This window comes from Myxococcota bacterium (assembly GCA_035498015.1).
Classification (GTDB): domain Bacteria; phylum Myxococcota_A; class UBA9160; order SZUA-336; family SZUA-336; genus VGRW01.
This window is the reverse complement of the sequence record DATKAO010000013.1, coordinates 1-24524: the sequence shown is the minus strand read 5'-3', so window position 1 is coordinate 24524 and position 24524 is coordinate 1. Positions and strand designations below refer to the sequence as shown.

The 24524-nt window shown below is 71.7% G+C and carries 28 protein-coding genes; 9 read left to right on the top strand and 19 right to left on the bottom strand.

Annotated features, from left to right (window positions below; all coding sequences use genetic code 11):
* The 5 genes from pal to VMR86_00920 form a co-directional block, all read right to left on the bottom strand.
* Entirely contained in the window at window positions 1-480 is a 480-nt protein-coding gene (gene pal, locus VMR86_00940; protein ID HTO05599.1) for a peptidoglycan-associated lipoprotein Pal, read from the bottom strand.
* 174 nt (window positions 481-654) lie between these two features.
* On the bottom strand, window positions 655-1944 hold the full coding sequence (locus VMR86_00935; GenBank protein ID HTO05598.1) for a Tol-Pal system beta propeller repeat protein TolB: 1290 nt from the start codon (window positions 1942-1944) through the stop codon (window positions 655-657).
* Entirely contained in the window at window positions 1941-2711 is a 771-nt protein-coding gene (locus VMR86_00930) for a TonB family protein (protein HTO05597.1), read from the bottom strand. The genes VMR86_00935 and VMR86_00930 overlap by 4 nt, the downstream gene beginning before the upstream one ends.
* On the bottom strand, window positions 2708-3118 hold the full coding sequence (gene tolR, locus VMR86_00925; GenBank protein ID HTO05596.1) for a protein TolR: 411 nt from the start codon (window positions 3116-3118) through the stop codon (window positions 2708-2710). Before tolR ends, VMR86_00930 begins: the two co-directional genes overlap by 4 nt.
* A complete protein-coding gene (locus VMR86_00920; protein HTO05595.1) occupies window positions 3115-3777 on the bottom strand; it encodes a MotA/TolQ/ExbB proton channel family protein in 663 nt (220 codons plus the stop codon). Before VMR86_00920 ends, tolR begins: the two co-directional genes overlap by 4 nt.
* Before the next feature lie 153 nt (window positions 3778-3930).
* Here VMR86_00920 and VMR86_00915 point away from each other — a divergent pair, with 153 nt between their 5' ends.
* From VMR86_00915 to VMR86_00905, 3 genes are all read left to right on the top strand, one after another.
* Window positions 3931-5436, top strand: coding sequence for a leucyl aminopeptidase (locus VMR86_00915; GenBank protein HTO05594.1), 1506 nt, complete (start codon window positions 3931-3933; stop codon window positions 5434-5436).
* Between the two features lie 93 nt (window positions 5437-5529).
* Window positions 5530-5913, top strand: a complete 384-nt coding sequence (locus tag VMR86_00910; GenBank protein HTO05593.1) for a c-type cytochrome — start codon at window positions 5530-5532, stop codon at window positions 5911-5913.
* A 181-nt stretch (window positions 5914-6094) separates the two neighbouring features.
* On the top strand, window positions 6095-6982 hold the full coding sequence (locus VMR86_00905; GenBank protein HTO05592.1) for an RNA polymerase factor sigma-32: 888 nt from the start codon (window positions 6095-6097) through the stop codon (window positions 6980-6982).
* A 19-nt stretch (window positions 6983-7001) separates the two neighbouring features.
* Here the strand turns inward: VMR86_00905 and VMR86_00900 are convergent, their stop codons facing one another.
* From VMR86_00900 to VMR86_00885, 4 genes are read right to left on the bottom strand one after another with little or no spacing between them, the layout of a single operon-like run.
* On the bottom strand, window positions 7002-7673 hold the full coding sequence (locus VMR86_00900) for an NnrU family protein (protein HTO05591.1): 672 nt from the start codon (window positions 7671-7673) through the stop codon (window positions 7002-7004).
* Window positions 7674-7697: 24 nt separating this feature from the next.
* Window positions 7698-8972, bottom strand: coding sequence for a tetratricopeptide repeat protein (locus VMR86_00895; GenBank protein ID HTO05590.1), 1275 nt, complete (start codon window positions 8970-8972; stop codon window positions 7698-7700).
* Between the two features lie 3 nt (window positions 8973-8975).
* Window positions 8976-9530 carry a molybdopterin-binding protein gene (locus tag VMR86_00890; protein HTO05589.1) on the bottom strand — a complete coding sequence of 185 codons (555 nt, stop codon included), beginning with the start codon at window positions 9528-9530 and terminating at the stop codon, window positions 8976-8978.
* Window positions 9527-10186, bottom strand: a complete 660-nt coding sequence (locus tag VMR86_00885) for a MoaD family protein (protein ID HTO05588.1) — start codon at window positions 10184-10186, stop codon at window positions 9527-9529. Before VMR86_00885 ends, VMR86_00890 begins: the two co-directional genes overlap by 4 nt.
* On the opposite strand from VMR86_00885, the gene VMR86_00880 reads away from it, so the two are divergent.
* The gene (locus VMR86_00880; GenBank protein ID HTO05587.1) at window positions 10185-10451 is read left to right on the top strand and encodes a NifU family protein; all 267 of its coding nucleotides are present in this window, start codon (window positions 10185-10187) and stop codon (window positions 10449-10451) included. The genes VMR86_00885 and VMR86_00880 overlap by 2 nt on opposite strands.
* A 12-nt stretch (window positions 10452-10463) precedes the next feature.
* Here VMR86_00880 and VMR86_00875 read toward each other — a convergent pair whose 3' ends face one another.
* Window positions 10464-10910 (bottom strand): polymer-forming cytoskeletal protein, encoded by a 447-nt coding sequence (locus VMR86_00875; GenBank protein ID HTO05586.1) that lies wholly within the window; start codon window positions 10908-10910, stop codon window positions 10464-10466.
* A gap of 103 nt (window positions 10911-11013) precedes the next feature.
* On the opposite strand from VMR86_00875, the gene holB reads away from it, so the two are divergent.
* Genes holB through VMR86_00860 form a run of 3 tightly spaced genes read left to right on the top strand, consistent with a single transcriptional unit; the run spans window position 11014 to window position 13525 of the window.
* Complete coding sequence (holB, locus tag VMR86_00870) at window positions 11014-11946, top strand: DNA polymerase III subunit delta' (protein HTO05585.1); 933 nt, start codon at window positions 11014-11016, stop codon at window positions 11944-11946.
* A complete protein-coding gene (locus VMR86_00865) occupies window positions 11943-12746 on the top strand; it encodes a TatD family hydrolase (protein ID HTO05584.1) in 804 nt (267 codons plus the stop codon). Before holB ends, VMR86_00865 begins: the two co-directional genes overlap by 4 nt.
* Window positions 12743-13525 carry an inositol monophosphatase family protein gene (locus tag VMR86_00860; protein HTO05583.1) on the top strand — a complete coding sequence of 261 codons (783 nt, stop codon included), beginning with the start codon at window positions 12743-12745 and terminating at the stop codon, window positions 13523-13525. Before VMR86_00865 ends, VMR86_00860 begins: the two co-directional genes overlap by 4 nt.
* On the opposite strand, the gene VMR86_00855 is transcribed toward VMR86_00860, so the two are convergent.
* The 7 genes from VMR86_00855 to VMR86_00825 form a co-directional block, all read right to left on the bottom strand.
* Entirely contained in the window at window positions 13509-14909 is a 1401-nt protein-coding gene (locus VMR86_00855) for a DUF4340 domain-containing protein (GenBank protein HTO05582.1), read from the bottom strand. The two genes, VMR86_00860 and VMR86_00855, sit on opposite strands and share 17 nt — an antisense overlap.
* A gap of 1 nt (window position 14910) precedes the next feature.
* The gene (locus VMR86_00850) at window positions 14911-16461 is read right to left on the bottom strand and encodes a GldG family protein (protein HTO05581.1); all 1551 of its coding nucleotides are present in this window, start codon (window positions 16459-16461) and stop codon (window positions 14911-14913) included.
* A gap of 6 nt (window positions 16462-16467) precedes the next feature.
* Window positions 16468-17244, bottom strand: a complete 777-nt coding sequence (locus tag VMR86_00845; GenBank protein HTO05580.1) for an ABC transporter permease — start codon at window positions 17242-17244, stop codon at window positions 16468-16470.
* Window positions 17241-17993 (bottom strand): ATP-binding cassette domain-containing protein, encoded by a 753-nt coding sequence (locus VMR86_00840; protein ID HTO05579.1) that lies wholly within the window; start codon window positions 17991-17993, stop codon window positions 17241-17243. Before VMR86_00840 ends, VMR86_00845 begins: the two co-directional genes overlap by 4 nt.
* 69 nt (window positions 17994-18062) lie before the next feature.
* Entirely contained in the window at window positions 18063-18896 is an 834-nt protein-coding gene (locus VMR86_00835; protein HTO05578.1) for an ABC transporter permease, read from the bottom strand.
* A complete protein-coding gene (locus tag VMR86_00830) occupies window positions 18893-19819 on the bottom strand; it encodes an ABC transporter permease (GenBank protein HTO05577.1) in 927 nt (308 codons plus the stop codon). Before VMR86_00830 ends, VMR86_00835 begins: the two co-directional genes overlap by 4 nt.
* The gene (locus VMR86_00825; GenBank protein ID HTO05576.1) at window positions 19816-21372 is read right to left on the bottom strand and encodes a peptide ABC transporter substrate-binding protein; all 1557 of its coding nucleotides are present in this window, start codon (window positions 21370-21372) and stop codon (window positions 19816-19818) included. The genes VMR86_00830 and VMR86_00825 overlap by 4 nt, the downstream gene beginning before the upstream one ends.
* A 54-nt stretch (window positions 21373-21426) precedes the next feature.
* Between VMR86_00825 and VMR86_00820 the strand changes: the two genes are divergently transcribed.
* Complete coding sequence (locus tag VMR86_00820) at window positions 21427-22518, top strand: glycosyltransferase family 4 protein (GenBank protein HTO05575.1); 1092 nt, start codon at window positions 21427-21429, stop codon at window positions 22516-22518.
* On the top strand, window positions 22515-23777 hold the full coding sequence (locus VMR86_00815) for a phosphotransferase (protein HTO05574.1): 1263 nt from the start codon (window positions 22515-22517) through the stop codon (window positions 23775-23777). The genes VMR86_00820 and VMR86_00815 overlap by 4 nt, the downstream gene beginning before the upstream one ends.
* On the opposite strand, the gene VMR86_00810 is transcribed toward VMR86_00815, so the two are convergent.
* Window positions 23731-24060 (bottom strand): hypothetical protein, encoded by a 330-nt coding sequence (locus VMR86_00810; GenBank protein ID HTO05573.1) that lies wholly within the window; start codon window positions 24058-24060, stop codon window positions 23731-23733. The two genes, VMR86_00815 and VMR86_00810, sit on opposite strands and share 47 nt — an antisense overlap.
* Before the next feature lie 26 nt (window positions 24061-24086).
* The coding region (locus VMR86_00805; protein HTO05572.1) for an ABC transporter ATP-binding protein at window positions 24087-24524 on the bottom strand (438 nt) is incomplete at its 5' end.

The window sequence follows — 24524 nt, the reverse complement described above, 5'->3', positions numbered from 1 at the left end:
TCAGCGGACTTTGAAGTCGTCGCGCCGGTTCTTGGCCCAAGCGAGCTCGTTGTGTCCCTCGGCCGCAGGCTTCTCTTCGCCGTAGCTGACGGTGGTCATCCGCGACGATTCGACGCCCAGATCGACCAGATACTTGTACGCGGCTTCCGCGCGGCGCTTGCCCAGCGCGAGGTTGTACTCGTTGCTGCCGCGCTCGTCGCAGTTGCCCTCGATCGTGATCTGCACGCCCGAGTTACCCTTCAGGTAGCTGGCGTTGGCCTGCAGGCCCTCGCGCGCGTCGGCGCGCAGGTCCGAGTGATCGAAGTCGAAGTAGATCGTCTTGAACATGCTGCTGTCGGCGCTGCTGCTCATGCCGCCGTGGCTCGGCGGGTTCTGCTCGTTGCCGAAGCCCGTGCTGGGGCTCGCAGCCTTGTTCGTGCCCGACGACTCGCAGGCCGCCATCGCCGCGCACAGGATCGCTACTCCGAGAAATCGCTTCACCACCCTTCGCCCCTCCTCTTCTCGCACGTCTCGCCAGGACCTTGCAGCGGAACTACGAAGCTCCGATTCAGTGATCCAGCGCACCGATCGCAAATCGGGAACAACCCCCGAAAACCGGTGCATTCTCTAACGGGGAATCCCCGAACTTGCAAGAAATTCTGCGCCTTTGGCCCGCTACTCGAGCCACGGCGACCAGGCGGGGTTCGTGCAGTTGCCCCCGCCGTCGGTCAACAGGACCGTGTTCTCACCGTTCACGTCCACGCGGTAGATCTCCTTTCGCCCGCGGCGGTTGGAGCTGAAGGCGAGCTTCCGGCCGTCGGGCGACCAGGCCGGGTCCTCGTCGCTGCGGGTGTTGGCGACCAGCGGCTGCGTGAAGCTGCCATCGGGCGTGATCAGGTAGATGTCGAAGTCGTTTCCGGCCTGCGCCGCGTAGGCGATCCACTCGCCCGTGGGCGACCAGGCCGGGCTCGCGTTGTAGTCGCCGCTGTAAGTGAGTCGCTTCTCCTCGCCCGATGCCAGGTCCTTCACGAAGATCTGCGGGCTGCCCGTGCGATCGGACACGAATGCGAGCTTGCGGCCGTCGGGCGACCAAGCGGGCGAAGACTCGATCGCGCGGTCTTCGGTGATGCGCTTGGGGTCCTTGCCGCTCGGGGCGACGCTCCAGATGTCGGTGTTGCCCTGGCGACTCACCACCACGGCGAGTGACTCGCCGTCGGGCGCCCACACCCCGCGGTACTTGTCGTCGCGGGTCTGGATCAGCTTGACGCCCGGCCGCGTGCCGCGGAACAGGAGATACAGCTCGGACAGCCCGCCCTTGAACGAGGTGTAGACCAGCGTCTTGGCGTCGGGTGACCAGCCGGGGAACAGGTTGATCGAGCCGTTGTTGGTGAGCCGCAGCTTGTTCGTGCCGTCGGCGTTCATCAGCCAGATCTCTTTGTTCTTGCGGCCGTTGTCCGACACGAAGGCGATCTGCGTCGACGACACGCCGCGCCGGCCGGTGAAGCGCGCCACGATGTCGTCGGCCACCAGGTGCGCGAGCATCGGCAGCTCGTTCTTGTCGCGCTCGCGGAAGGCCAGATCGCCCAGCGGCCGACACCGGATGGTGTCCCAGACGCGGTAGCGCACCTGCAGCTTGCCCTGCTGCTCGCGCACCTCGCCCTGCACCAGGCCTTCGGCGCCGATGCCTTTCCAGCTGTCGCACGGGATGCCGGCGGACTCGACGTCCTTGGTGTCGCGTGACTCGAGGAAGGCCTCGGGGTTCACGTGCACGATCAGGCTCGAGTACTCGAGGCCGGCCACGAGCGGGCCGTAGAAGTCGTCGGGCAGCGGCGCCGTGCCCGCGAAGCGCTGCACCGCCACGGGAATCGGCTTCTGCGGCGCGTTCACGTCGATGCGGATCTTCTGCGCGGGGGCCAGGCGCGCGACGGCGAGCGCCGCCACCAGGCCCAGGACGACGCGACTCACTGTGCGACTTCCTTCGGGTCCATGCCGAGCTCGTAGGTCGCCGCGCGCGGCGGCGGCGGCAGCGGGCTCGACTTGGTGATCGCGCGGTAGGCGGTGTCGTCGCAGTGCGGGTCGCCGGAGGACTGCGTGAGCACCACGCGAGTCACTTTGCCGTCCGGGCCGATGTCGACGTCGAAGAGCGACTGCGCGGTGCACACGCTCGCACCGGTCCAGTTGGCGTTGATCCACGACTTCACCTTGGCGATCCAGGGCGAGTACACCGGGTCGAAGCGGCCCGGCGAGGGCACGGCGGCGGCGGGCGCATCGGGCTGCGGCTCGGTCGCCGGCGGCGCCTTCGCGGCTTCCTGGGCCTCGACCCGTTCGGTCATCTTGGCCAGGAGCTCCTCGGCGCTGGGCGGCGGGGTCTTCGGCTTGGTCTCGACCGGCGGAGCCGGCTTGGGCTTTGCGGGCAGCGGCGCGGGCTCCTTGGGAATCACGATCTCCTTCACCACCGGCTTCGGCGGCGGCGGCGGGGGCTCGGGCGGCTTGGCTTCGGGCTTGGGCGGCGGCGGCTTGGCGGCCGGCGGCGCGGGCTTGGGCAGCGCGGTCTTGGGCATCTGGACCACCTGCACCATCACGGGCGCGGAGGCGATCCGCTCGCCGTGACGCGAGGGCCGCAGCACCAGGGCCGCGAACACGAGCACGTGCCCGACCAGCGAGAGCACGAGCAGCCGCCGGAAGGCGCGGCTCTCCAGCAGGCTCTCGACCGGTACGTAGAAGGAGCTCACGCCTCGGGCTCGGTCACCATGCCGATTCCGGTCGCGCCGGCGCCGCGCAGGATCGCGAGTGTCTTCGCCACGATTCCGTAGGCCACTTTCTCGTCCGCGCGCAGGTAGACCAGGTGGTCGCCGCGTGTCTCGAAGATCGCCTGCAGCTTGCCGGCCAGCTGATCGATCGGCACCTGCGAGCTTTGGACGAAGATCTGGCCATCGCGCTTCACGGTGACCACCAGCGGCTGCTGGTCGGTGCGCAGGCCCTTGGACTGGGTCTTGGGCAGGTTCACGTCGATGCCCTGCTCCATCAGTGGCGCAGTCACCATGAAGATGATCAGCAGCACGAGCATCACGTCGACGAACGGAGTCACGTTGATCTCGGACAGCTGCCGCCGCCCGCCGCGGCCGTCGGCGACGTTCATGCCGCGCGGTGCGCCGTGCGGCGCAGGACCTCGGCGAACTCGGCGCCGAAGGTCTCGAGCCGGGCCGCGAGCCGGTTCAGGCGCGCGCTCGTGTAGTTGTATCCGACCGCGGCCGGGATCGCGGCCGCGAGCCCGAAGGCGGTGGCGACCAGCGCCTCGGCGATGCCCGGCGCGACCACCGCCAGGCTGGCCGACTGCATGGCGCCGATCTGCTGGAACGAATTCATGATGCCCACGACGGTGCCGAACAGGCCCACGAACGGGCCCGAGCTCGCGATCGTGGCCAGGAAGGAGAGCCCGCGTTCGAGCCGGTGCACCTCTTCGCCGCGGATCCAGCCCAGGCGGCTGATCACGCCCTCGACCTGGTCGCGAGTGACCCGGTTGCTGCCGGCCTGCAGCTTCTCGAGCCGAGCGAGCTCCGTGTAGCCCGCGCGGAACACCGTGGCGAGCGGGCTCGACGGGTGCTTGCGCGCCACCTCGTATGCGTTCTCGAGCGGGCTCTCGAGGTAGGCCTCGACGAAGTCTTCGGTGTCTCGCTCCGCGGCGCGGAACTCACGGAACTTCATGATCATGATCGCCCACGACGAGACCGACGCGAGGATCAGGATCAAAAGCACCGCAGAGACGATCGGACTGGAGCCCAGGATGTAGTCGAGCATTCGGCGGACCCCAGGGGAGAAGTACGCGAGCTCAGGGACGGAGCTCTCGGGGCCGACGGAAGCTAGTGAGAACGGGGGGGAGCGTCAACGGAAGTTCGCGCCGGCCGCGCTACGCTGTCGCGCGCCGCTGCCGCATTGCACAAAGGGGGATGCATGGAGCTCGACGTCTCGCGCAAGGACCTCGCCGCCGCCACCGGCGACGCGGTCGTGATTCCGCTCACCAAGGCCGACGCGCCGCCGCGCGCCCTGCGCGCGTTCGACGAGGCGCTCGGCGGCCTGTGCGCGCGGGTGTGGGCGGCGGGTGACTTCACGGGCAAGGCCGGCGAGCTCGTCTCACTGCCCGTGGCGGGGATCGCAGCCAAGCGCGTGGTGCTGATCGGTCTGGGCGACGAGAAGCATGCCAGCGCCGAGGCCCTGCGCGCTGCCGGCGGGCGCGCCGCCAAGGCGCTGGCGCGCGCCAAGGCCGAGGCGGCGTCGGTCGCCGTGCCGGCGCTGCGGCGAGTCACTCCCGAGGCCGCCGCGCAGGCGCTCGCCGAGGGGCTGGTGCTGGGCGCCTACCGTTTCGACAAGTACAAGACCGGGAACGACAAGCCGACCGAGCTCGCGCGGGTCACCCTGCTCGCCGCCGACGCGCGCCAGGTGACCGCGCTGCGCCGCGGCGCCGCTTTCGGGAAGCTCGTGTCCGAGTCCGCGAACCTGGCGCGCGACCTGTCGAACGAGCCGGGCGGCGCCTGCACGCCCGAGTATCTCGCCGCCGAGGCGCGCAAGCTCGCGCGCTCGCACGGGCTGAAAGTCACCGTGTTCGGCGAGAAGGAGCTCGCGCGCGAGAAGATGGCCGGCATCCTCGCAGTCGGACGCGGCAGCGCCAACCCGCCGCGCCTGATCGCGCTCGAGTACGGCGCCGCGCCGAAGAAGGCGGCGAAGGGCGCGCGCCGAAGGCCGACCTTGGTGTTCGTCGGCAAGGGCATCACGTTCGACTCGGGCGGTATCTCGATCAAGCCCGCCGCGAACATGGACGAGATGAAGCACGACATGTCGGGCGCGGCCGCGGTGATCGGCGCGCTGCGCGCGATCGCCGACCTGAAGCTTCCCGTGCACGCGGTGGGCCTGGTCGCCGCCGCGCAGAACATGCCCGACGGCAACGCCTACGTGCCGGGCGACGTGATCACGAGCGCGCGCGGCAAGACCATCGAGGTGCTGAACACCGACGCCGAGGGCCGCATCGTGCTCTCCGACGCGCTGCACTACGCCACCACCTTCGAGCCCGACGCCATCATCGACCTGGCCACGCTCACCGGCGCGTGTCTCGTGGCGCTGGGCGACGTGTGCTGCGCCGTGCTGGGCAACGACGAGCAGCTGGCCGAGAAGGTGCGCGACGCGGGCGAGGCGACTCATGAGCGCGCCTGGCCGCTCCCGCTCTGGGACGAACACAAGGCCGCGATCAAGGGCACGTTCGGCGACATCGTGAACACGGGCGGGCGCAACGCCGGCGTGTCGACCGCGGCCGCGTTCCTGTCTCACTTCGTGGGTGAAGTCCCCTGGGCGCACCTCGACATCGCCGGCACCGCGTGGACCACCAAGGAGACGCCCTACTACGCCAAGGGCGCGACCGGCTTCGGCGTGCGCCTGCTCGTGGACCTGGCGCGAAACTGGAAGTGAGAGCGGCGGTTGAGACCGCAGCAGAAGGTTGCTTTGACACGGGGGGGCGCGGCCCGTAAGCTCCGCGCCGCTTTTTCACGAGGGGAATCGAAAATGCGCTCTCGTTTCGTCGCTTTGTCCGTCTTCGTGCTCTTCGCGCTCGCCGGCCTGGCTCGCGCCGCGGACGACGGCTCCGCGGAAGTGGCGAAGGCCGACATGGCCAAGGGTGCCCAGATCTTCCAGCAGTACTGCGTGACCTGTCACGGTCCGCAGGGCCTGGGCGACGGACCGGTCGGCAAGACGCTGAACCCGCCGCCGCGCAACTTCCAGGAAGGCAAGTTCAAGTACGGCGACACGCCGCGCGCGCACTTCGAGGTCGTCACCGGCGGCGCCGCGGCGAAGGGCGGCTCGCCGCTCATGGCCCCCTGGGGCGCGGTGATCCCCGAGGCCGACCGCTGGTCCGTCATCAAGTACGTGATGTCGCTGAAGAAAAAGTAAGCCCGGCGCCCGCCCGACAGACCGCCCGCGGCGGGGTACTTTTGCAGGCGTGAGCAAGCCGCCTCGGCCCCGTACGCGCAAGCGCGCGGCGAAGAACCCCCCGGCTTCGGAGACCCCCCGGACTTCGGAGCCGGCTCCCGCAGCGGAGCCCGACGGCCCTGCGGCGAACACGCGGCTCCCGGTGCCGGCGCCCGCGCCGTCGCTCGACGCCTATCCGCGCGACACACTCCAGCGCTACTTCGCCGAGGTCGCGAGGTACCCGCTCCTGTCGCGCGAGGAGGAGCTCGAGCTCGCGCGCAAGGTGCACGGCGCGAACGACGCCGAGGCCGCGCAGAAGCTCGTGCTCTCGAACCTGCGCCTGGTGGTGAAGATCGCGCTCGAGTATCGCCGCGTGTGGACGAACCTGCTCGACCTGATCCAAGAAGGGAACGTCGGCCTCCTGCAGGGCGTGAAGCGCTTCGACCCCGACCGCGGCGTGAAGCTCTCGTCCTACGCCTCGTATTGGATCCGCGCGTACATCCTGAAGTATCTGATCGACAACATCCGCATGGTGCGGGTCGGCTCGAGCCGCGCCGAGCGCAAGCTGTTCTTCCAGCTCTCGCGCGCGCGCCGCGAGCTCGTGCAGGAAGGCCGCGAAGTCACTCCCGCCCTGCTCGCCGAGAAGCTCGGCGTGCGCGAGCCCGAGGTGGTCGACCTGCAGCACCGGCTCGCGCAAGGCGACCTGTCGATGGACGCGCCCGCGCGGCGCGACGACCCGGGCGGCGGCACCTTCGGCGAGGCGGTCGCGGGCGAAGACGCGCGCGAGGCCGACCCCGTGGCCGACCAGGACATGCGGCGCGCCTTCCGCGAGCAGGTCGAGCGCTTCGCGGTCGACCTCGACCCGCGTGAGTCGGCGATCCTGCGCCAGCGCATCCTGGCCGACGAGCCGCGCACGCTGCAGGAGATCGGCGACGACTTCGGACTCACGCGCGAGCGCGTGCGCCAGATCGAGAAGAAGCTGGTGGACAACCTGCGCGAGTTTCTGAAGGCGAACCTGGTCGACTTCGACTACTGGGCGCCCGAGGGCTGAGCCTCATCACCGCCATCGGTCATGGATTGCCGCCGAACCAGCTCGCGTGGAAATAGCGCACGACGAGCGCCGCCCCGATGCCGGCGACCAGTGCCAGCGGCGCCAGCTCGCGCAGGCCGCGCAGCGTCTCGCGGCCGGTGAAGGGCACGAACGGCGTGGCGCGCACGAAGGCCGCGTAGCCTTCCGGCCCGGTCGCGATCTTGCGCCGGTCCTGGTGCGCGGCGCCCAGCAGCGCGAAGGCCACGAAGCCGCCGAAGAACGCCACGTCCGAGGCGTAGCCGTTGGGCAACAGGTGCACCGCCGCGAACACCACGAACGACATCACCAGCGGGTGGCGCGTGATGCGCTGTACACCGCGCGGTGTCAGGCTGGCGGGCGCCATGCCCGCGGGGCTCGGCTGCAGGAAGCTCGACGCGAGCAGCACGAACGCCACGGCCATGCCGAGATACACCGTCCAGGTGAGCGCGGGCCCGCGCGGGATCTGCCACAAGGGCGGCCCCGCGTGCTTGTTCACGAAGTAGAGCCGGATCAGCGGCACGAAGATCGCGAGCGCGATCACTGAGTAGAGCGCCTGGAAGCCGAGCGGCCCGAGCGCCGCCACCAGCCGCGGGCGCAGGCGCGCGCTCGACAGCCCGATGTGGCTCGCCGTGAACGCAGCCCAGAGAGCCAGGATGCCCGGCGCGGGGTCCATCGCGCGCACCTCCGGCCCGCGATCTTACTCGGGCGCGCTGCCGGCGGCGAGCGGGTCCTCGGGGAAGCGCGAGCGCACGTCTTCCTGCAGCGAGCGCTCGAGTGACTGCGGCGTCCAGCCGGTCTCGGCCAGGAGCGCCGCCTGCCAGGTCTCGCCCGTGGCGCAGCGGTCGAGCAGGCCCGCGATCGCGCGCGGGTGCGCGGCCGTGATGTGCTCGATCGCGGCACGCGACTCGAGATAGGCCAGGAGCGCGCGGCTGCCCTGCACGCCCGAGAAGCCCTGCACCAGCGAGTCGAGCGGGATCCAGCTCTCCTCGCGCAGTGAGTCGAGCAGCCTGCGCCACTCCTCGCGCGAGAGCTGCGGCCGGCCGCGCGCGCGCTCCTCCTCGGCGACGGCGATGCCCTCGTTCAGCCAGAACGGCTGGTGCGAGCCCACGGCGTCCTTGAACAGCGCGTGCACGTACTCGTGGACCAGCAGCGCATACAGCTCGTTGCGCGGACGCTGCGCCGACACCACGTGGATCGCGCCGTCGTAGAAGCCCACGGTCGCGAAGCCGAAGCGGTGCTGGTACGCCTCGAGATAGTGCGCGCGCGTGTACAGCTGCACCTCGAGCGGCTGGCGCAGCTCGCGCCCCAGCGTGCGCAGCATGGCGGCGCGCGCCTGCTCCAGCACGTCGATCACCTGCTCGCCGTACTCGCGGCCCGCGAACTGGTGGTCGTAGGTGAGCCGGAAGTGACTGGAGTCGACCGAGCGCGTCTGCCAGGTCTCGCCGTCCTTGGCCTTGGCCAGCGCCAGCTCCTCGCCGATCTCGGCCCGCTCGCGCTCGGCCGCGTCGCGCCAGGCCTGGGGCATGTGCGACGCGGTGCTCAGCACCGCGTCGAGCGCGTCGCGCGCGGGCTCGTAGCGGCCGCGGTGGCGCTCGATCTGCGCCAAAAGGAGCGGCGCCTCGGGCCGCGCCGGATGCTCGCGCTGCAGGCGGCGCAGCGCGCGCAGGGCGAGCTCCATGTTGCCGCGCTGCGCGTCGGCGCGCGCCGTGCGCACCTCGGACAGGTAGCGGTCGTCGTCGTCCCCGGAGCGCACGCCCTTGGGCAGCGGCTCGCCCGTCACCTTGCCGTCCCAGCGGATCGACAGCTCCTCGGGCGTGACTCGCTCGGCGCCCGCCGCCGGGCTGTGCTCGGAGTCGGTGAGCCAAGTGTTCCCCTGCCCGTCCACCCAGACCGAGACTTCGCTCGGCAGGATGATGGCGACACACAGGAACAGGAGCGCGAGTCCGAGGTGGCGCAGGAGTCGCGAGGTCACCCTCTATTTTCGGGCGTGTTTGTCGTGCCCTGAAGCCGGGGCGTCGCTGCGGCGCAGCTGGCCCACCAAGTGCGCCAGCTCGGGCACGATCAGCCGCTCCATGCCGAGCTTCACGGCCCCGGACGAGCCGGGCAGCACGAACACGACCTTGCCGCCGGTCGTGCCCGCGGCCGCGCGCGACAGCAGCGCCGCGGCGCCGATCTCCTGGAACGACAGCACGCGGAACAGCTCGCCGAAGCCCGCCAGCGGCTTCTCGAACAGCGGCTCGATCGCCTCGGGCGTGACGTCGCGCGGCGAGACACCCGTGCCGCCGGTGGCGATCACGGCGTCGACGCTCTTTTGCGCGAGCGCGCGCAGCACGGCCAGCCGGATCGTCTCGAGCTCGTCGGGCACGATCTCGTGGCGCACGGCGCGGTGACCCGCGGCCTCGAGCGCGGCGCGGATCGCCTGGCCCGAGGAGTCGGTCTCCAGGCTGCGCGAGTCACTCACCGTGAGCACGGCGCAGCCCACGCTCTTGGGCGCGTACGCGCGGTGCTCGGCCGGCGCGCTCCCGCTCACGGGTTCTCCTCGACCCAGTAGGAGCCGCTGCTCGCGAACTCCTTCTTCCAGATCGGCACGCTCTTCTTCAGCTGGTCGATGGCGAAGCGGCAGGCCTCGAAGGCCTCGGCGCGGTGCGGCCCGGCGGCGGCGATCATCACCGCGGCGTCGCCGATCGCCAGCCGCCCGACGCGGTGCGAGACGGCCAGGCGCACGTGCGGCCAGCGCTCGCGCGCGGCCGCGACGATCTTGCGCAGCTCCTTCTCGGCCATGGGCGCGTACGCCTCGTACTCCAGGTGGTCGATCGACTCACCGCGCGCGTGGTTGCGCACTACGCCGGTGAAGGTGACGAGCCCGCCCATCTCGGGGCCGCTCACCTCGCGCACGAGCGCGTCGAGTGACAGCGGCGCGGAGTCGATCCAGGCGCGCTCGGACCCGCCCGACACGGGCGGCAGCAGCGCGATCTCGTCGCCGTCGTGAAGCTCCGCCGTGCGCGGCACGCGCTGCTCGTTCAGGGCCACCAGCAGCCGCCCGCCATAGCGTGCCAGCTCGCGATGTTGCGACTCGAGCTGCGCGAGCGCGTCGGCCAGCGTGGCGTGCGCGCGCAGCTCAAGCTCCAGTGTCTTCTCGCCGACCGCTTCTCGCAGGGCCGCGAACAGGAGCACGCGCACGCGCATGGCCGGAAGCCTAGGAGATGGGTCCCGCCAGATCAACGCGGACCTGCGCCCCGAGACCGTGCGCAAGGCGCTCGACGTGGTCCGGCCCGGGCTGGTGGCCGACGGCGGGAACGCCGAGCTGATCTCGGTGACCGAGGACGGGCTCGTGCGCCTCGAGCTGCAAGGCGCCTGCGCGCGTTGCCCCGCGCGCGAGATGACGCGCCGGCTGGTGCTGGAGCCCGCGCTGCGCGCGCGGGTCCCGGGAGTCACTGCCGTTCTGATCTGAGCGCGCCCGGGCCTAGAGCATCTTCGGCGCGGACGAATCCTTGGTCGGCGGGACGCTCTTCGCGGGCTTCACGGCACCCATCTCGATGCGTCCCGTGAACACCGCGCCGTCTTCCACGACCAGCCGCGGCGAGTGGATGTTGCCGTCGACCCGCGCCGTCTTGTGCAGGACGACCTGGCCGCCGGCGTTGATCTCGCCGTGGACCTCACCCGAGATGATCACGATCTGCGACTTGATCGTGGCGGTGACCGAGCCGCTCTCGCCCACGATCAGCGTGTTCTCACTCGCGATCTCGCCTTCGAACCGGCCGTCGATGCGGACCGTGTCCTTGAAGTTGAGCTTGCCCGAGAACTCCGAGCCCTGGTCGATGAACGCGGTCAGCGCGCCCACGCCACCGGCGTTGGTCATCGGCGCCTTGCCGGGCTCGTCCTTGGTCTTGCGGAAGTCATTGAACGCCATGTGCGCCGTACTCCTCGAGGTCGTCGTCCCTTGGGGCCGTATCGGAGCGCGCGCCGGATCCTTGAGATCTCCATCGACTCGGGCGCTATGCTGCCGGCCGCTGATGGCGGCAGGCGGAAGCGGCGAGATCCGGGCGGAGCTGGCGCGCGCGCGCGGGACCGGGAAGGTCCACAGCGCGTACTTGTTCGACGGACCGCCCGGCACGGGCAAGCTCGAGACGGCGCTCTGGTTTGCACAGCTGCTGCTGTGCAAGGGCGCGCCGGCGGCCGCGGCCGGGCCGTGCGGGACGTGTCACGACTGCCGGCTGTTCGCGACGGGCGCGCACCCGGACCTGCACCGGGTCGAGGTCGACGGCGCGTGGATCAAGGTCGACGCCGTGCGCGAGCTGCGGGCGGCGCTGTCGCTCGTGGCCAACGAGCGCGGGCGCCGCGTGGGGCTGATCGCCGACGCCGAGAGACTCCGGGTCGAGGCCGCGAACGCGCTGCTCAAGACGCTCGAGGAGCCGCCGCCGGCGACGGTGCTGCTGCTCGTGACTGCCGCGCCCGAGGCGCTGCCGCGCACCCTGCGCTCGCGCACGGTGCGCGTGCGCTTCCCGCGCGCCGGCGAACGTGAGATCGCAGCGGCGCTCGAAGCCGAGGGCATGCCCGCGGACGACGCCGCGCTCGCCAGCCAGCTCGGCGGGGCGAGCCCCGCGGCGGCGCGCGCCTGGGCCGAAGAGTCGCTGGCGGACGCGCGCGAGACGAAGGCGCTCTTGGAACGGGTCGACTCACTCAGCGTGACCGAGATCCTCGACTTCGCCGAGGGCTTCCGGCGCCCGGGCGACGCCGGGCGCGACCAGGCGCGCGCGTTCATCGACGTGCAGTCGGCGTTCGCGCGCGCGCGCGCCGAAGCGGCCGCGGCCGCGGGCGAGACGCGCGCGCTCGAGCGCTGGCTGCGCGCGTTCGAGTCGGCTTCCGCCGCGCGCCTCGAGCTCGAGCGGCGCAACCTGAACCCCCAGCTCTTGGTCGAGTCGCTGCTGCTCGAGCTGCGCTCGTGAGACTCTTCGACAGTCACGCGCACATCGGCGCGCCGGAGCTGCTCGCCGACGCGCCCGCCATGATCGCGCGCGCGCGCGAGGCGGGGGTCGAGGGCATGATCGCGGTCGGCGCCGGCTACGGCGTGGGTGCCAACGCCGGCGCAGTCATGCTCGCCGACGAGCAGCGCGGCGTGTGGGCTTCGGTCGGCGTGCACCCGCACGACGCGGACCAGTGGAGCGAGCTCGCCGCGACCGCGCTCGACGGCTGGCTCGCGCACCCGCGCGTGGTGGCCGTCGGCGAGTGCGGGCTCGACTACTTCTACGATCACTCGCCGCGCGACGCGCAGCGCGCGGCGCTGGCCGCGCAGATCGGCATCGCGCGCGCGGCCGAACGTCCGCTCGTGATCCACGTGCGGCCGGCGCAGGGCCAGCGCGACGCGTTCGAGGAGCTGGTCGAGATCTTCGACCGCGAGGGCGCGGAGCGCTGCGGCGGCGTGATCCACTGCTTCACCGGCGACCTGCCGTTCGCGCGCGAGTGTCTCGCGCGCGGCTTCGACATCAGCTTCTCGGGCATCCTGACCTTCAAGAACGCGGACGAGCTGCGCGAGGTCGCGCGCCAGCTGCCGCTCGAGCGACTCCTGGTCGAGACCGACACGCCGCTGCTCGCGCCGGCGCCGCATCGCGGCCGGCGCAACGAGCCGGCGTGGGTCGCGCGCGTGGTCGAGACGCTGGCAGAGCTGCACGGCCGCTCCGCCGACGAGATCGGCGCGGCGACCGCCGAGCGGGCGCGCGCGCGCTTCCGGCTCGGGCCGGGCGCATGAGAGAGCTGCGCGAGCTCGCGACCGCGATCGCGCGCGAGGCCGGCGGCATCGCGCGCGAGCGCTTCCACGACCCGCGCACGATCCGCACCAAGACCAGTGAGATCGACCTGGTGACCGACGTCGACCAGGCGCTCGACCGGCTGATTCGCGAGCGCATCCGCGCTGCGCGCGCGCACGACGCCCTGCTCACCGAGGAGAGTCAGGCCGAGTCGGGCTCGAGCGGCGTGCGCTGGATCGTCGACCCGCTCGACGGCACCACCAACTACGCGCACGCCTTTCCGCACTTCGCGATCTCGATCGGCGTCGAGGTCGACGGCCGCCGCGCCGTGGGCGTGGTCTACGACCCGATGCGCGACGAGCTGTTCTCGGCCGAAGCCGGGCGCGGCGCCGAGCTGAACGGCAAGCCGGTGCGCGTCTCGGAAGTGAGCGAGCTGCGGCGCGCCCTGCTGGCCACCGGCTTCGCCTACGACGTGCACCAGAAGCGCACGCCGAACCTGACTTACTTCGAGCGCTTCATCGGCACGGCGCAGGCCATCCGGCGCGCGGGCTCGGCGGCGCTCGACCTCGCCTACGTAGCCTGCGGCCGCTTCGACGGCTACTGGGAGCTCCACCTGGCGCCGTGGGACGTCGCCGCGGGCTTGCTCCTGGTCGAGGAGGCCGGCGGACGCGTCAGTGACTTCGACGCCGGCCCCGCACCCGCCTCGGGCACGCGCGTGGTGGCCAGCAACGGACGCATTCACGACGCGATGCTCGGGACCCTGACTACTTCTCCGGGCTAGCTTGTGCGGCAGGGGGCGCGGCCTGCGTCGGGGTCACCTTCACGAACATGTTCGTGTAGGCCTCCGCAGACAGCGGCACCGTTCCGCCGAGGTCGTTCGAGACGCGCCACACGTCGCCGCTCTGCGAAGACACTGCGGGCAGGCCGCGGTCGGGGGACGCGTCGCCCAGGGACAGCGCGCCCAGCTCCTTGCCCTGCGCGTCGAGCGCGCGGATCGTGACCGCCGGCGGATCGAGGCCGAGCGCCTTCCGGTCGGCGCCCGAAGGCTCGATGCCCGTGGCGTCGAGCCGCGCCACGGCCAAGAGCATGTCCTCGACCTTCAAGGGCTTGAGCTCCACGCCCGGCTCGGCCGACTTCCAGTCGCTCTCCGCGAGCTCGAAGCGATGCGTGACTCCCGCGCGCGGCCAGGTCAGCTCGAGCGCCTTCACCTGGTCGCTCTCGAGCGTCTGCACGCGCTTCGCGCGGTAGTCGAAGGTCTTGGCGGGAACGGCGGACACCGCCGCGGGACTCACCGCGAGCAGCACCGGGTCGCCCGCGCGCTCGAGCCAGGTCTTGTCGCCCGCACGCCCGAACGCCAGCCGTTCCTCGCGCTCCGGCGTGTGCAGCACGATCTCGAGCTCCGGATTCTGCAGCGAGGCGGTGGCCGCCGCGTCGGGCGTGTCGGCGAAGTCGGTGGCGCGCGCCATCGAGAGCTCGTCGAGCATGCGCTGGATCTTCTCCACGTCGCCGGGCGCGGGCTGGGGCTCGACCAGGAGCCAGTTCGACTCGGCCCGCTTCACGCGCGCCACGAGCTGGCCCCCGGAGCGCACGGTCACGTCGTCGACCGCGCCGGCCGAGAGCCGCGTGAGCCGCTTGTCGCGCAAGTCGACGAGCGCGGGCATGAGCCCGAACACGTCGCCCGCCGCGACCGTGAAGATGCGCCCGGAGTCACTACCCACCGACAGGTAGCGCCCGCCGCCCACCGGCGTGGGCCGGCCCACGCTGAGCGTCTGCGGCTCGCCCGGGCCGGTGAACACGCGCACGGTCTGACCCGCGGGCCCGAGCCCGAAGGGCAAAAGGTCGCTCGGCACGGGCGAGATCGACGCGGTCGACTGCACGTTCGCGAGCACGTGCAGCGCGCGCTCGACGGCGTCGGGGTCCGCCGGATACGCCACGGGCGACTCGAGCTTCCAGCCGTTCTGGCCGTCGCGCTCGAGGCGCGCGGTGCGGTTGTCGGTGAGCGGCAGCTCGAGCGCGGTGACCTTCGCCGACTCCACGCCGAAGACGTGCTTCTCCGCGGTCTCGCGCTCCTGCTTGCGCACGTCGCCGCGCACCTCGCCGAAGTACACCCAGGCGCCGAGCGCCGCGGCGAGCGCCACCAGGGCGAAGGTCCAGCGCGAGCTCACCTCAGGCCCTCCGGCGCCACCAATTCAGCACCCCGAGCAAGAGGATCAGCTCCGGCAACGCGAACAGCGCCAGGAAGCGGAAGTTCGCGAACTGCTCCAGCGTGAGATTCACCGTGGCGGCGCGCGGGCGCTTGCGGTCGATGGTCGCGAACTGCTCCGAGCCCGTGAGCCAGCCGGTCATGTTCAGGAACAGGTCGGCGTTGAAGACCTCGGTCACGTAGCGGTTGCGCAGCCAGTCCGAGTCACCCACCACGATCAGCCGGCCGCCGCGCTTGGCGCCGTCGGACGGGGCGAACTCGCGCGCCACCGCGAGCGCGAGCGGGCCCGCGCGGTCCTTGGTGGGGTCGAGTGACACGGGCTTCGAGGCCAGAAGGTCCTTCACGTCGGACTCGGCCCAGCTCTCGGGGCTGGTCAGCGCGAGCTCGGTCACGTTGGCCTCGCTGCCCTCGGCGCGCCGCACCGGCCGCGCCAGCCGGAACATGGTCGGGGTCTGGGCGTTGAGCTTCTCGGTGATCGCGTGCGCGCCGTACTTCTGCACCACGATCTGCACGCCGATCGACGGCCCGGCGAAGAGCTGGAGCTGCTGCTCCACGACGACTTCGGGGCCGGCGTCGATGCCCCAGGCCTTGAGCTGGCCTTCGAGGTGGGTCTCCACCGCCGGATCGAGCGCCACCAGGAGCGCCCCGCCGCGCTTCAAATACGCGTCCAGGATCGCGAGCTCGCCGTCGGACAGCGCGTGGTCCGGACCCGCGACGATCACGGCATCGGCGTCGGCCGGGATGTCCTTCGCGCCCGTGAGCACGAGTGACTCGACGGTGGCGTTCTCGTCCTCGAGCCCGCCCTTCACGCCCGCCGCGCCCGGGCCCTTGCGGTCCTCGGGGTCGGCCTCGCCGTGGCCCTGCAGGAAGTAGATCTTCTTCTTCGACGACAGCACCTGGCGCACGGCGCGAGTCAGCGCCTGCTCGGTGAAGTCGGTGACCTTGACCGTGCCCTTGGCCGTGTCGCACGGCCCGGAGCACACCACGACCATGCCCGAGGTGCTCGCGACCTGGAAGCGCTGCGCGAGATCCGGGTGCTCGGTGGGCGAGAACCAGTTCAGCGTGACTTTGCGGTCGGCCTTCTGACCCGCGTACTGGTACTGCTCGAGCAGTGTCTTGGCCGGGCCCTCGGCGCCGCGCGGGAAGAACGCGTACAGGTCGAGCTGACCGTCCTTCGGGATCGCGGCGATCGTGTCGAGCGAGCCCTGCGCCAGCGTGTGCTCCTTGGCCTCGGTCCAGTCCCAGTGCACCGGGTGGCGCACGGTGAGATACCCGAGCAGCCCGCAGATCACGAGCGCGACCAGCGCCTGCACGAGTGAGTTCGCGCCGATGCGGGCGTTCGAGGTGCCCATGGCCTCGGCCACGCGCCGGAAGCTGCGCAGGCCTGCCAGCGCCAGGAGCCCGCCGCCCAGCACCAGGTGCAGCCCCACGATCGCGGGCGCCGCCGCCGCGAACAGGCCGATCAGCCCGAAGGCCAGGAGCACCGCACCGACGACGCCGTACAACGCATCCATCGCGGGTCAGCTCCAGCGCAGTGAGTCGACCGCGGCCCGCGCGAGCGACAGGAAGGCCACGACCACGATCGCGAAGTAGGCCAGGTCCTCGGAGCGCACGTCGCCGCGCAGCGCCGGCTCGAGGTGCGTGTTGGGGCCGAGCCAGATCAACAGGTTCCGCAGCGTCTCACTCTGCGAGAAGTAGCCCGCCACGGGCAGGAAGAGCAGCAGGATCGAGATCACGATGCCCAGGATCCCCGCGACGATCTGGCTGCGCGTGAGCGACGAGACGAAGCTCGAGATCGCGGCGATCGCGAGCGCGTACAGGAACAGGATCTGCAGCCCCGACAGGGTCTGCCAGACCTCCGGGTTCCCGTACAGGAAGAGCAGCGCCACGAACAGGCTGGTCAGCGCGGTCACGACCGCGAGCAGGATCGCGATCGCCAGGAACTTGCCGATCACGATCTCGGCGCTGGTGATGGGGCTGGTGAGCAAGAGCTCGATCGAGCCGGTCGCGCGCTCGGCGGCGAAGCCGCGCATGGCCAAAAGCGGCACCACGATGCCCAGCAGGATCGAGAAGGTGGAGAGCGAGTCGGCGACCACCTTGTCCTGCAGGTTCCACTCTTCGAGATACTGGGTCGCGCCCAGCGCCTGGATCTGCTGGATGGCCAGGATGAACGAGCCCAGGCTGAAGAAGAACACGAAGCCCGCGAAGAACATGTAGACGCCGATCAGCACGTAGGCGTCCGGCGTGGTGAACATGGAGCGCAGCTCGCGCCCGCAGATGGCGAATACGTGACTCACGCCGAACCCTCCGCTGCGCCACCCAGCTCCTCGCGCTTGGCCTTCTCGACCTCGCTCAGGAACATCTGCTCGAGCGAGCCCTGGGCCTGCAACGCGTCGAGCGCGGCGTCGAGCCGCAGCTTGCCGAAGGCGATCAACAGCACGCGCTTACAGATGGCCTGGACCTCGCCCATGATGTGGGTGGAGAGAATGACCGTGCGGCCCTGCTCGTCCGCGAGCCGCGTGATCAGCTTGCGGATCTCGTCGATCTGGATCGGGTCGAGGCCCGCGGTCGGCTCGTCCAGGATCAGCACCGCCGGGTCGTGCACGATCGCCTGCGCCAGGCCGACACGCTGGCGGTAGCCCTTGGAGAGCGTGCGGATCACGCGCTCGCTCACCGCCTCGAGCCCGCACGAGGCGATCGCGCGCGCCACCTTGTCGCGGCGCTCGCCGCGCGGCACGTCGTGCAGGGTCGCCGCGTAGTGGAGATACTCGTGCACGAGCATCTCGGGATAGAGCGGCGGTGTCTCGGGCAGATAGCCGGTGACTCGCTTGGCCGAGCGCGGGTCGAGCGCCACGTCGAAGCCGCCCACCGAGACCGAGCCCGAGGAGGCCGGGATGTAGCCGGTCAGGATGCGCATGGTGGTGGTCTTGCCCGCGGCGTTGGGGCCCAGGAAGCCGACCACCTCGCCCTTGGCGATCTCGAACGACACGTTCTGGATGGCAGTCAGTCCGCCGTAACGTTTGGTCAGTGCTCGCGCTTGGATCACGGGCGACTCCTCGAACGGATCATGGGCGCGCGGGAGTTTATCCCGGAAGAGTGCCCGTTCAAGACACTTTCACGGCCGCCGGCGCGGATCGAGTCTTTCCTGGAGCGCCTCCCGCAGCAGATGAAACCCGAGCAATGAAGCGAGGATCGCCAGGCACGGAAAAAAGATCAGATGCGGGAACGAGCGCATTGCTTCAAAGCCGTCGGCCGCGAGCGTGCCCCAGCTCGAGAACGGGGGCTTGATGCCCAGGCCGATGAACGAGACGATCGACTCGGCGCGGATCGCGGCCGGCACCTGGAGCGCCGCGCTCACCAAGACCGGGGCCGCCACGTTGGGCAGCACGTGCCGCATCAGGATGCGGGTCGGTCCGGCCCCGCTCGCGCGCGCCGCCTCGACCCAGGTCTCCTCGCGCGCCTGGAGCACCAGCGCGCGCACCAGGCGCGCCACGCCCACGAAGCCGGTGAAGCCGAGCGCCACCGCGATCGCGAACAGCCGCCGCAAGAGATCGGGCAGCCCGCCGAAGGCGGCCGTCAGCACCTCGATCAGGAGCACGATCACCAGCACGTCGGGCAGCGCGTACAGCACCTCGATCACGCGCATGAGCAGCGCGTCGGTCCGCCCGCCGACCCAGCCCGAGAGCGCCCCGTAGCCGAGCCCCAGCGCGATCGCGAGCGCGGTGGCGCCCACCGCGACCAGGAGCGACACCCGGCCGCCCTCGCACAGCCGCGCCAGAAGGTCGCGGCCCAGCGCATCGCAGCCCAGCCAGTGAGTGCGCGAGGGCGGCTCGAGCGCGTGGGCCGGGTCCTGCGCGTCGAAGCGGTAGCCGGCGACCCGGTCTCCGGCCACGGCGAAGAGCGTGAGAACCACGAGCAGCCCGGCGCCCACCCAGCCGCGAGGGCTCACCGGCCGCCCCCGATGCGGATGCGCGGGTCGGCCCAGGCGTAGGCCAGGTCGACCAGCAGGTTGGCGAGCACCACGAAGGCCGCGTACACCAGAGTGACTCCCAGCACGAGCGGGTAGTCGCGGTTGGCGACGGCGGTCACGAAGAAGCGGCCCAGGCCCGGCACGGCGAAGATGTGCTCCACCACGAACGAGCCGGTGAGCAGGTTGGCGAGCAGCGGGCCCGAGTAAGTCATCACGGCGAGCAGCGCGTTGCGCAGCACGTGCCGCCGGCGCACGCGCCCCTCGGGCACGCCGAGCGCGCGCGCCGTGCGCACCCAGTCCTGGTCCAGCGCCTCGAGCACCTGCGTGCGCGTGAGCTGGGCCGCGTAGGCCATGGGCAGCGCCGCCAGCGTGAGCGCCGGCAGGATCACGTGCGCCGGCCCCTCCCAGAGACCGGCCGGCAGCCAGCGCAGCGCCAGGCCGAACGAGAGGATCAGACCGGCGCCGATCACGAAGCTCGGCGCCGACACGCCCACGAGTGACCCCAGGGTCACGAGCTGGTCCAGCGCGCTGCCGCGCCGCGCGCCCGCGGCCAGCCCCAGCGCGATCCCGCCCGCGAGCGAGAGCACGAAGGCCGCTCCGCCGAGCTCGAGTGACACGGGCATGGCGTCGCGCACGATGTCGGCCACGTCGCGGCCCAGGTATTTGTACGAGGGCCCGAGGTCGCCGCGCACCACGCGCTCGAGATAGTCGGCGTACTGCTCGCTCACGGGCCGGTCGAGCGCGTAGCGGTGCGCGAGGTTGCGCATGATCTCGGGCGGCAGGCTGCGCTCCTTGTCGAACGGCCCGCCGGGCAGGAAGCGCAGCAACAGGAACGTCAGCGTGGCCACCGCCCAGAGCACGGGGATGGCGGCTGCCGCGCGCCCGAGCGCCAGGCGAATCACTCGGTGTGGACCTGGTCGAAGAAGAACAGGTCGAGGGGGCTGGGCACGAAGCCGCGCACCCGCGGCTGCAGCGCGAAGTTCGCCGAGGTCACGAACAGCGGCACGATCGGCACGTCTTCTTCCACGAGGATGCGCTGCGCCTCGTCGTAGAGCGCCTGGCGGCGCGCGGGATCGGGCTCGCGCGCCGCGCGCTCCACCCGGTCGTCGTAGGCGTGATTCCCCCAGCGCGTGTGGTTGTTCTCGCTCTCGGACGTGAAGAGATTCATGAAGTTGTCGGGGTCGGGGAAATCGGCGCCCCAGCCCATGCGGAAGACCGCCGGCGGGTCGTGCGTGACCTCGGCGAGGAACACCTTCCACTCGCGGTTCTGGAGCTCGACCCGCACGCCCAGGTTGTCGCGCCAGAACGCCTGCACCAGCTCGGCGACCAGCTTGTGCGTCTGGTCGTTGTTGTAGACGATCGCGACCGGCGGCAGCGTGGCCGGGTCGACGCCGGCTTCGCGCAGGAGTGAGCGCGCGCGCTCGGGATCGAAGCGCAGGCCGAGCGCGGGGTTCGCGTAGGGCATGCCGGGCGGGATCCACGAGGGCCAGGGCTGCTCACCGCCGCGCAGCACCTCGGGGAACTTCGAGCGGTCGATCGCGAGCGCGAACGCGCGGCGCACGCGCACGTCGTCGAAGGGCGGCTTCTTCACGTTGAAGCCGTAGTAGTAGCCGCGCAGCAGCGGCTGGCGCAGATACTCGGGCCGGCCCACATAGCGGCGGATCTCGAGCGACGGAATGCGCACCAGGTCGAGCAGACCCTGCTCGAACAGGACCAGCGCCGTGCTGCCCTCGGTGACCATGTACGCGTAGATCCGGTCGAGCGCCGGGCGGCCCGCCCAGTAGCGCTCGTTCGCGCGCAGCACGAGCCGGTAGTCGTGGCGCCACTCCTCGAGCACGAACGGCCCTAGAGTCACCAGGTTCCCCGGGTCGGTCCAGCGCTCGCCGAAGCGCGCGACCAGGTCCGCGCGCAGCGGGAAGGTCACCATGAAGTTCACCAGCGCCGGGAAGTAGACCAGCGGCGCGTCGAGCTCGACCACGAGCGTGCGGTCGTCGGGCGCGCGCACGCCGACCTGCGCGAAGTCGCGGAGCTGACCCGAGTTGAACGCGCGCGCGTTGTGGATGCCGAACAGGCTGTAGGCGTACTCGGCGGCGGTCTTCGGATCGAGCAGCCGCTGCCACGAGTCCACGAAGTGCTGCGCGCGCAGCGGCACGCCGTCGCTCCACAAGACGCCCGGGCGCAGGTTGAAGGTGTACGTGCGACCGTCGTCCGAAACCCGCCAGCTCTCTGCGAGATCGGGCTGCGGCACGAGGTCGGGGCCCAGCCGAGTCAGCCCGCGCATGAGCTGCTCGATCGCCACGATCGACACGCCGTCGGTGGCCAGGTTCCAGTCGAGCGTGGGCGGCTCGGTCTCGAGGTTGATGCGCAGCACGCGCGCGGGGGCGCGGTCCTGGCCGCGCAGGCAGGCGGTCGCGAGCACCGCGAAGAGGGAGAGCAGCGCGCCGCGCGTTCGCATCCGCGCGAATCAGTTAGTGGGGATTGCGCGCGGTCGCCAGGCTACTCTCGGGCGGTGCGCGCGGCGATCTCGATCGAGAGCTTCCGGCCCGGCCCCGGCGGGGTCGAGGCGGCCGCGTTCGCGCTCGCGAGCGAGCTGGGCAGGCGAGCGCTCGGTCTCACGGTGCTGTGCCGGGAATCGGTCGGCGAGCCGCCCCCCGGCGTGCGCGTGGAGAGACTCGGCGGCCCGGCGTTCTGGCAGCCGCTGCGCGTTCTGGAGTTCTCGCGCCGCACGGCGGCCGCGGCGGCTCGAGGCGGCTTCGACGTGGTGCAGGGCTACTCGCGCACGCGCCGCCAGACGGTGTACCGCGCGGGCGGCGGGAGTCACGCGGCCTACATGGAGCGCGTGTACGCGCGCCCTGCCCTGCGGCGGCTCTCGCCCCGTCACGCGGTGATCCTGGCCATCGAGGGCGCGGCCTTCGCCGACCCGACCCAGACCGTGCTGTGCAACTCGCGTTTCGCGGCGGACGAGATCGCGCGCCGCCACGGCGTGCCGGCCGCGAGACTCGAGGTGATCTACAACGGCGTCGACCTCGAGCGCTTCCACCCGCGCCTGCGCGAAGCGGCGCTGCCGCGGCTGCGCGCGGAGCTCGGGGCCGACGGCCCGATCGCCCTGTTCGCGGGCAGCGGCTTCGCGCGCAAGGGTTTGGACCGCGCGATCGCGGGCCTGGCCCGCGCGGGCGTGAAGGCGCAGCTGGCCGTGGCGGGCTCGGGCGACGCGCGCCCGTTCCGCGCCCAGGCCGAGTCACTGGGCGTGTGCGAGCGCGTGCGCTTCCTGGGCCTCCGGCCCGACCTGCCCGCAGTGTGCGCCGCCGCCGACCTGTTCGTGCTGCCCACGCGCTACGACCCGTTCGCCAACGCCTGTCTCGAGGCCATGGCCGCGGGCGTGCCGGTCGCGACCACGCTCGACAACGGCGCCGCCGAGCTGGTCGAGCCGGGCGTGAGCGGCTTCCTGTGCGCCGACGACTTCTCGTCCGCCTTCCGCGCGCTCGACGACCCCGCGCGGCTGCGCGAGATGGGCGGCGCCGCGCGGCGCGTCGCGGAGCGCCACACCTGGGCCGCGCACGCCGACGCGGTGTGGGCGCTGTGGGAGCGGCGCCGCCGTTGAGCGAGGCCGAGCTCGCGAAGCTCGCCGCGGAGCTGCGCACCGGCGTGACACCGGACGGTGTCGAGGTGCTGAAGCGCAACCGCGCGCGCGTCACCGCGCGCGCCGGCGACGCGGTGCTGAAGGTCTACCTCGACCGGCCGGAGACCGCGGCGCGCGAAGCGGGCGCGCTGGCCGCCGCCCGCGCGCGCGGCATTCCCGTGCCGGACACGCTGGCGGTGGGCCCGGACTGGACCGCCACGCGCTGGCAGGCGGGCGCGCGGCCGGCGGCGCGCGCCGACCTGCCGCTCCTGCGGCGCGCGCTCGACGACGCGCACCGGCGCGGCATGCTGCACAACGACCTGCACCTGGGGAACCTGTTGCTGCGCGAGGGCGCGGTGATCTTTCTCGACCTGCAGCGCGCGCGCTTCCTGCCCTGGGTGCCGGGCGTGCTGCGCCGCCGCGAGCTGGGCTTCTTCGCCTACTCGCTGCTCGATCCGCTGCCCGCCGAGCTCGAGCCCGTGCGCTTCTGGCGCGACCGCCGCGCGCAGCGGCGCTGGCGCAGCCGCAGCCTGCGCTGCCTGCAGGAGAGCGGCGGCTTCACCGCCTTCGCGCACGCCGGCGAGAGCGGCTTCCGCCGCCGCGACGCCGACCCCGAGTCACTCGCGCGCGCGCTCGCCGCGTGCGCGAACGCCGTGCCGTTCAAGACCAGCGCCGGCGGCGCGCTCTACCGCGCCGCGCCCTTCGTGCTCAAGCGCTTCCCGAGCCGCGCGGCGGCACGGCGCGCCTGGCTGGGCGGCAACGGGCTCGCCGCGCGCGGCATCGGCGTGTGCACGCCCGTCGCCTGGGCGGGCCCCTGGCTCGTCATGTCGGACGGCGGCCCGACGCTCCTCGACTGGGTGGAGAGTGACTTCGCGCGCAGTACGGAGTTCGAGCGCGCCGAGCTGGCCGACGCGCTGGGCGGCCTGCTCGCGCTGGCGCACCGGCGCGGCGTCTACCACGCCGACCTGAAGGCCAACAACGTGGTGTGGCGCCCGGGCGAGCCCGCCGTGCTGCTGGACTACGGCCGCGTGCGCTTCTCGGCGCGGGTGAGTCGCCGGCGCCGGGTGAAGAACCTGGCCCAGCTCAACGCCGCCCTGCCCGACCTCGTGCCCGCCGCGCTGCGCGAGCGGGCGCTCGCCGCCTATCTCGCCGGGAGCGAGACCGGCGACGAGCCCGGCGCCCTGCGCCGCGACGTCATCGCGGAGAGCCTGCGCCGCGCCCACCGCTGGAGTGGATGCTGACCCACGAGTAGTAGCTCGAGCCGAGTGACCCGTTGTTGCCCTGGCGGAACTCGAGCGCGGGCGCGGCTGGCGCGCTCTTCACGATCGCCTCGAACGCGGCGATCTTCTTGGGCAAGTCGTCCCGGTTCGGGCTGTGGAAGATCACGTCGACCCGCGGCCGCACGTAGAGCACGTTCATCACGAGCGTGACCAGCCGGAACAGCTTTTCCGGCCCCTCCATGCTCTCGACCGAGAAGTACGGAATGTCGACGGTGGACAGGTCAAAGGCGTATTCGACGCGCATGGTCTTGGGACTCCTCCAGTGACGACTCAGAACGGAGCGAGGTGACAGGCCGAGAAATGACTCGGCGCGACCTCGCGCAAGCGCGGCCGCTCGACCGAGCAGCGCTCGATCGCCTTGGGGCAGCGCGGGTGGAACGGACAGCCGGACGGCGGGTCGAGCGGGCTCGGCACGTCGCCGGACAGCACGATGCGCCGCCGGCCCGCGCCCGGCTCGGGCACGGGCACCGCCGACAGCAGCGCCTGCGTATAGGGGTGCTGCGGGTGCTCGTAGAGCCGCTCGGCCGGCGCGTTCTCGACCACGCGGCCCAGATACATCACCGCCACGCGCCGCGACAGGTGGCGCACCACCCGCAGGTCGTGCGAGATGAACAGGTACGCGAGCCCGAAGCGCTGCTGCAGCTCGAGCAACAGGTTCAGGATCTGCGCCTGGATCGACACGTCGAGCGACGAGACCGGCTCGTCGGC

Bases quoted from the DNA above. Each gene is read 5' to 3' on its own strand.
- tolR (HTO05596.1), bottom strand. From the start codon at position 3,118: ATGAACGTCGCCGACGGCCGCGGCGGGCGGCGGCAGCTGTCCGAGATC.
- VMR86_00920 (HTO05595.1), bottom strand. From the start codon at position 3,777: ATGCTCGACTACATCCTGGGCTCCAGTCCGATCGTCTCTGCGGTGCTT.
- VMR86_00915 (HTO05594.1), top strand. From the start codon at position 3,931: ATGGAGCTCGACGTCTCGCGCAAGGACCTCGCCGCCGCCACCGGCGAC.
- VMR86_00910 (HTO05593.1), top strand. From the start codon at position 5,530: ATGCGCTCTCGTTTCGTCGCTTTGTCCGTCTTCGTGCTCTTCGCGCTC.
- VMR86_00900 (HTO05591.1), bottom strand. From the start codon at position 7,673: ATGGACCCCGCGCCGGGCATCCTGGCTCTCTGGGCTGCGTTCACGGCG.
- VMR86_00880 (HTO05587.1), top strand. From the start codon at position 10,185: ATGGCCGGAAGCCTAGGAGATGGGTCCCGCCAGATCAACGCGGACCTG.
- VMR86_00885 (HTO05588.1), bottom strand. From the start codon at position 10,186: ATGCGCGTGCGCGTGCTCCTGTTCGCGGCCCTGCGAGAAGCGGTCGGC.
- VMR86_00875 (HTO05586.1), bottom strand. From the start codon at position 10,910: ATGGCGTTCAATGACTTCCGCAAGACCAAGGACGAGCCCGGCAAGGCG.
- holB (HTO05585.1), top strand. From the start codon at position 11,014: ATGGCGGCAGGCGGAAGCGGCGAGATCCGGGCGGAGCTGGCGCGCGCG.
- VMR86_00860 (HTO05583.1), top strand. From the start codon at position 12,743: ATGAGAGAGCTGCGCGAGCTCGCGACCGCGATCGCGCGCGAGGCCGGC.
- VMR86_00850 (HTO05581.1), bottom strand. From the start codon at position 16,461: ATGGATGCGTTGTACGGCGTCGTCGGTGCGGTGCTCCTGGCCTTCGGG.
- VMR86_00825 (HTO05576.1), bottom strand. From the start codon at position 21,372: ATGCGAACGCGCGGCGCGCTGCTCTCCCTCTTCGCGGTGCTCGCGACC.
- VMR86_00810 (HTO05573.1), bottom strand. From the start codon at position 24,060: ATGCGCGTCGAATACGCCTTTGACCTGTCCACCGTCGACATTCCGTAC.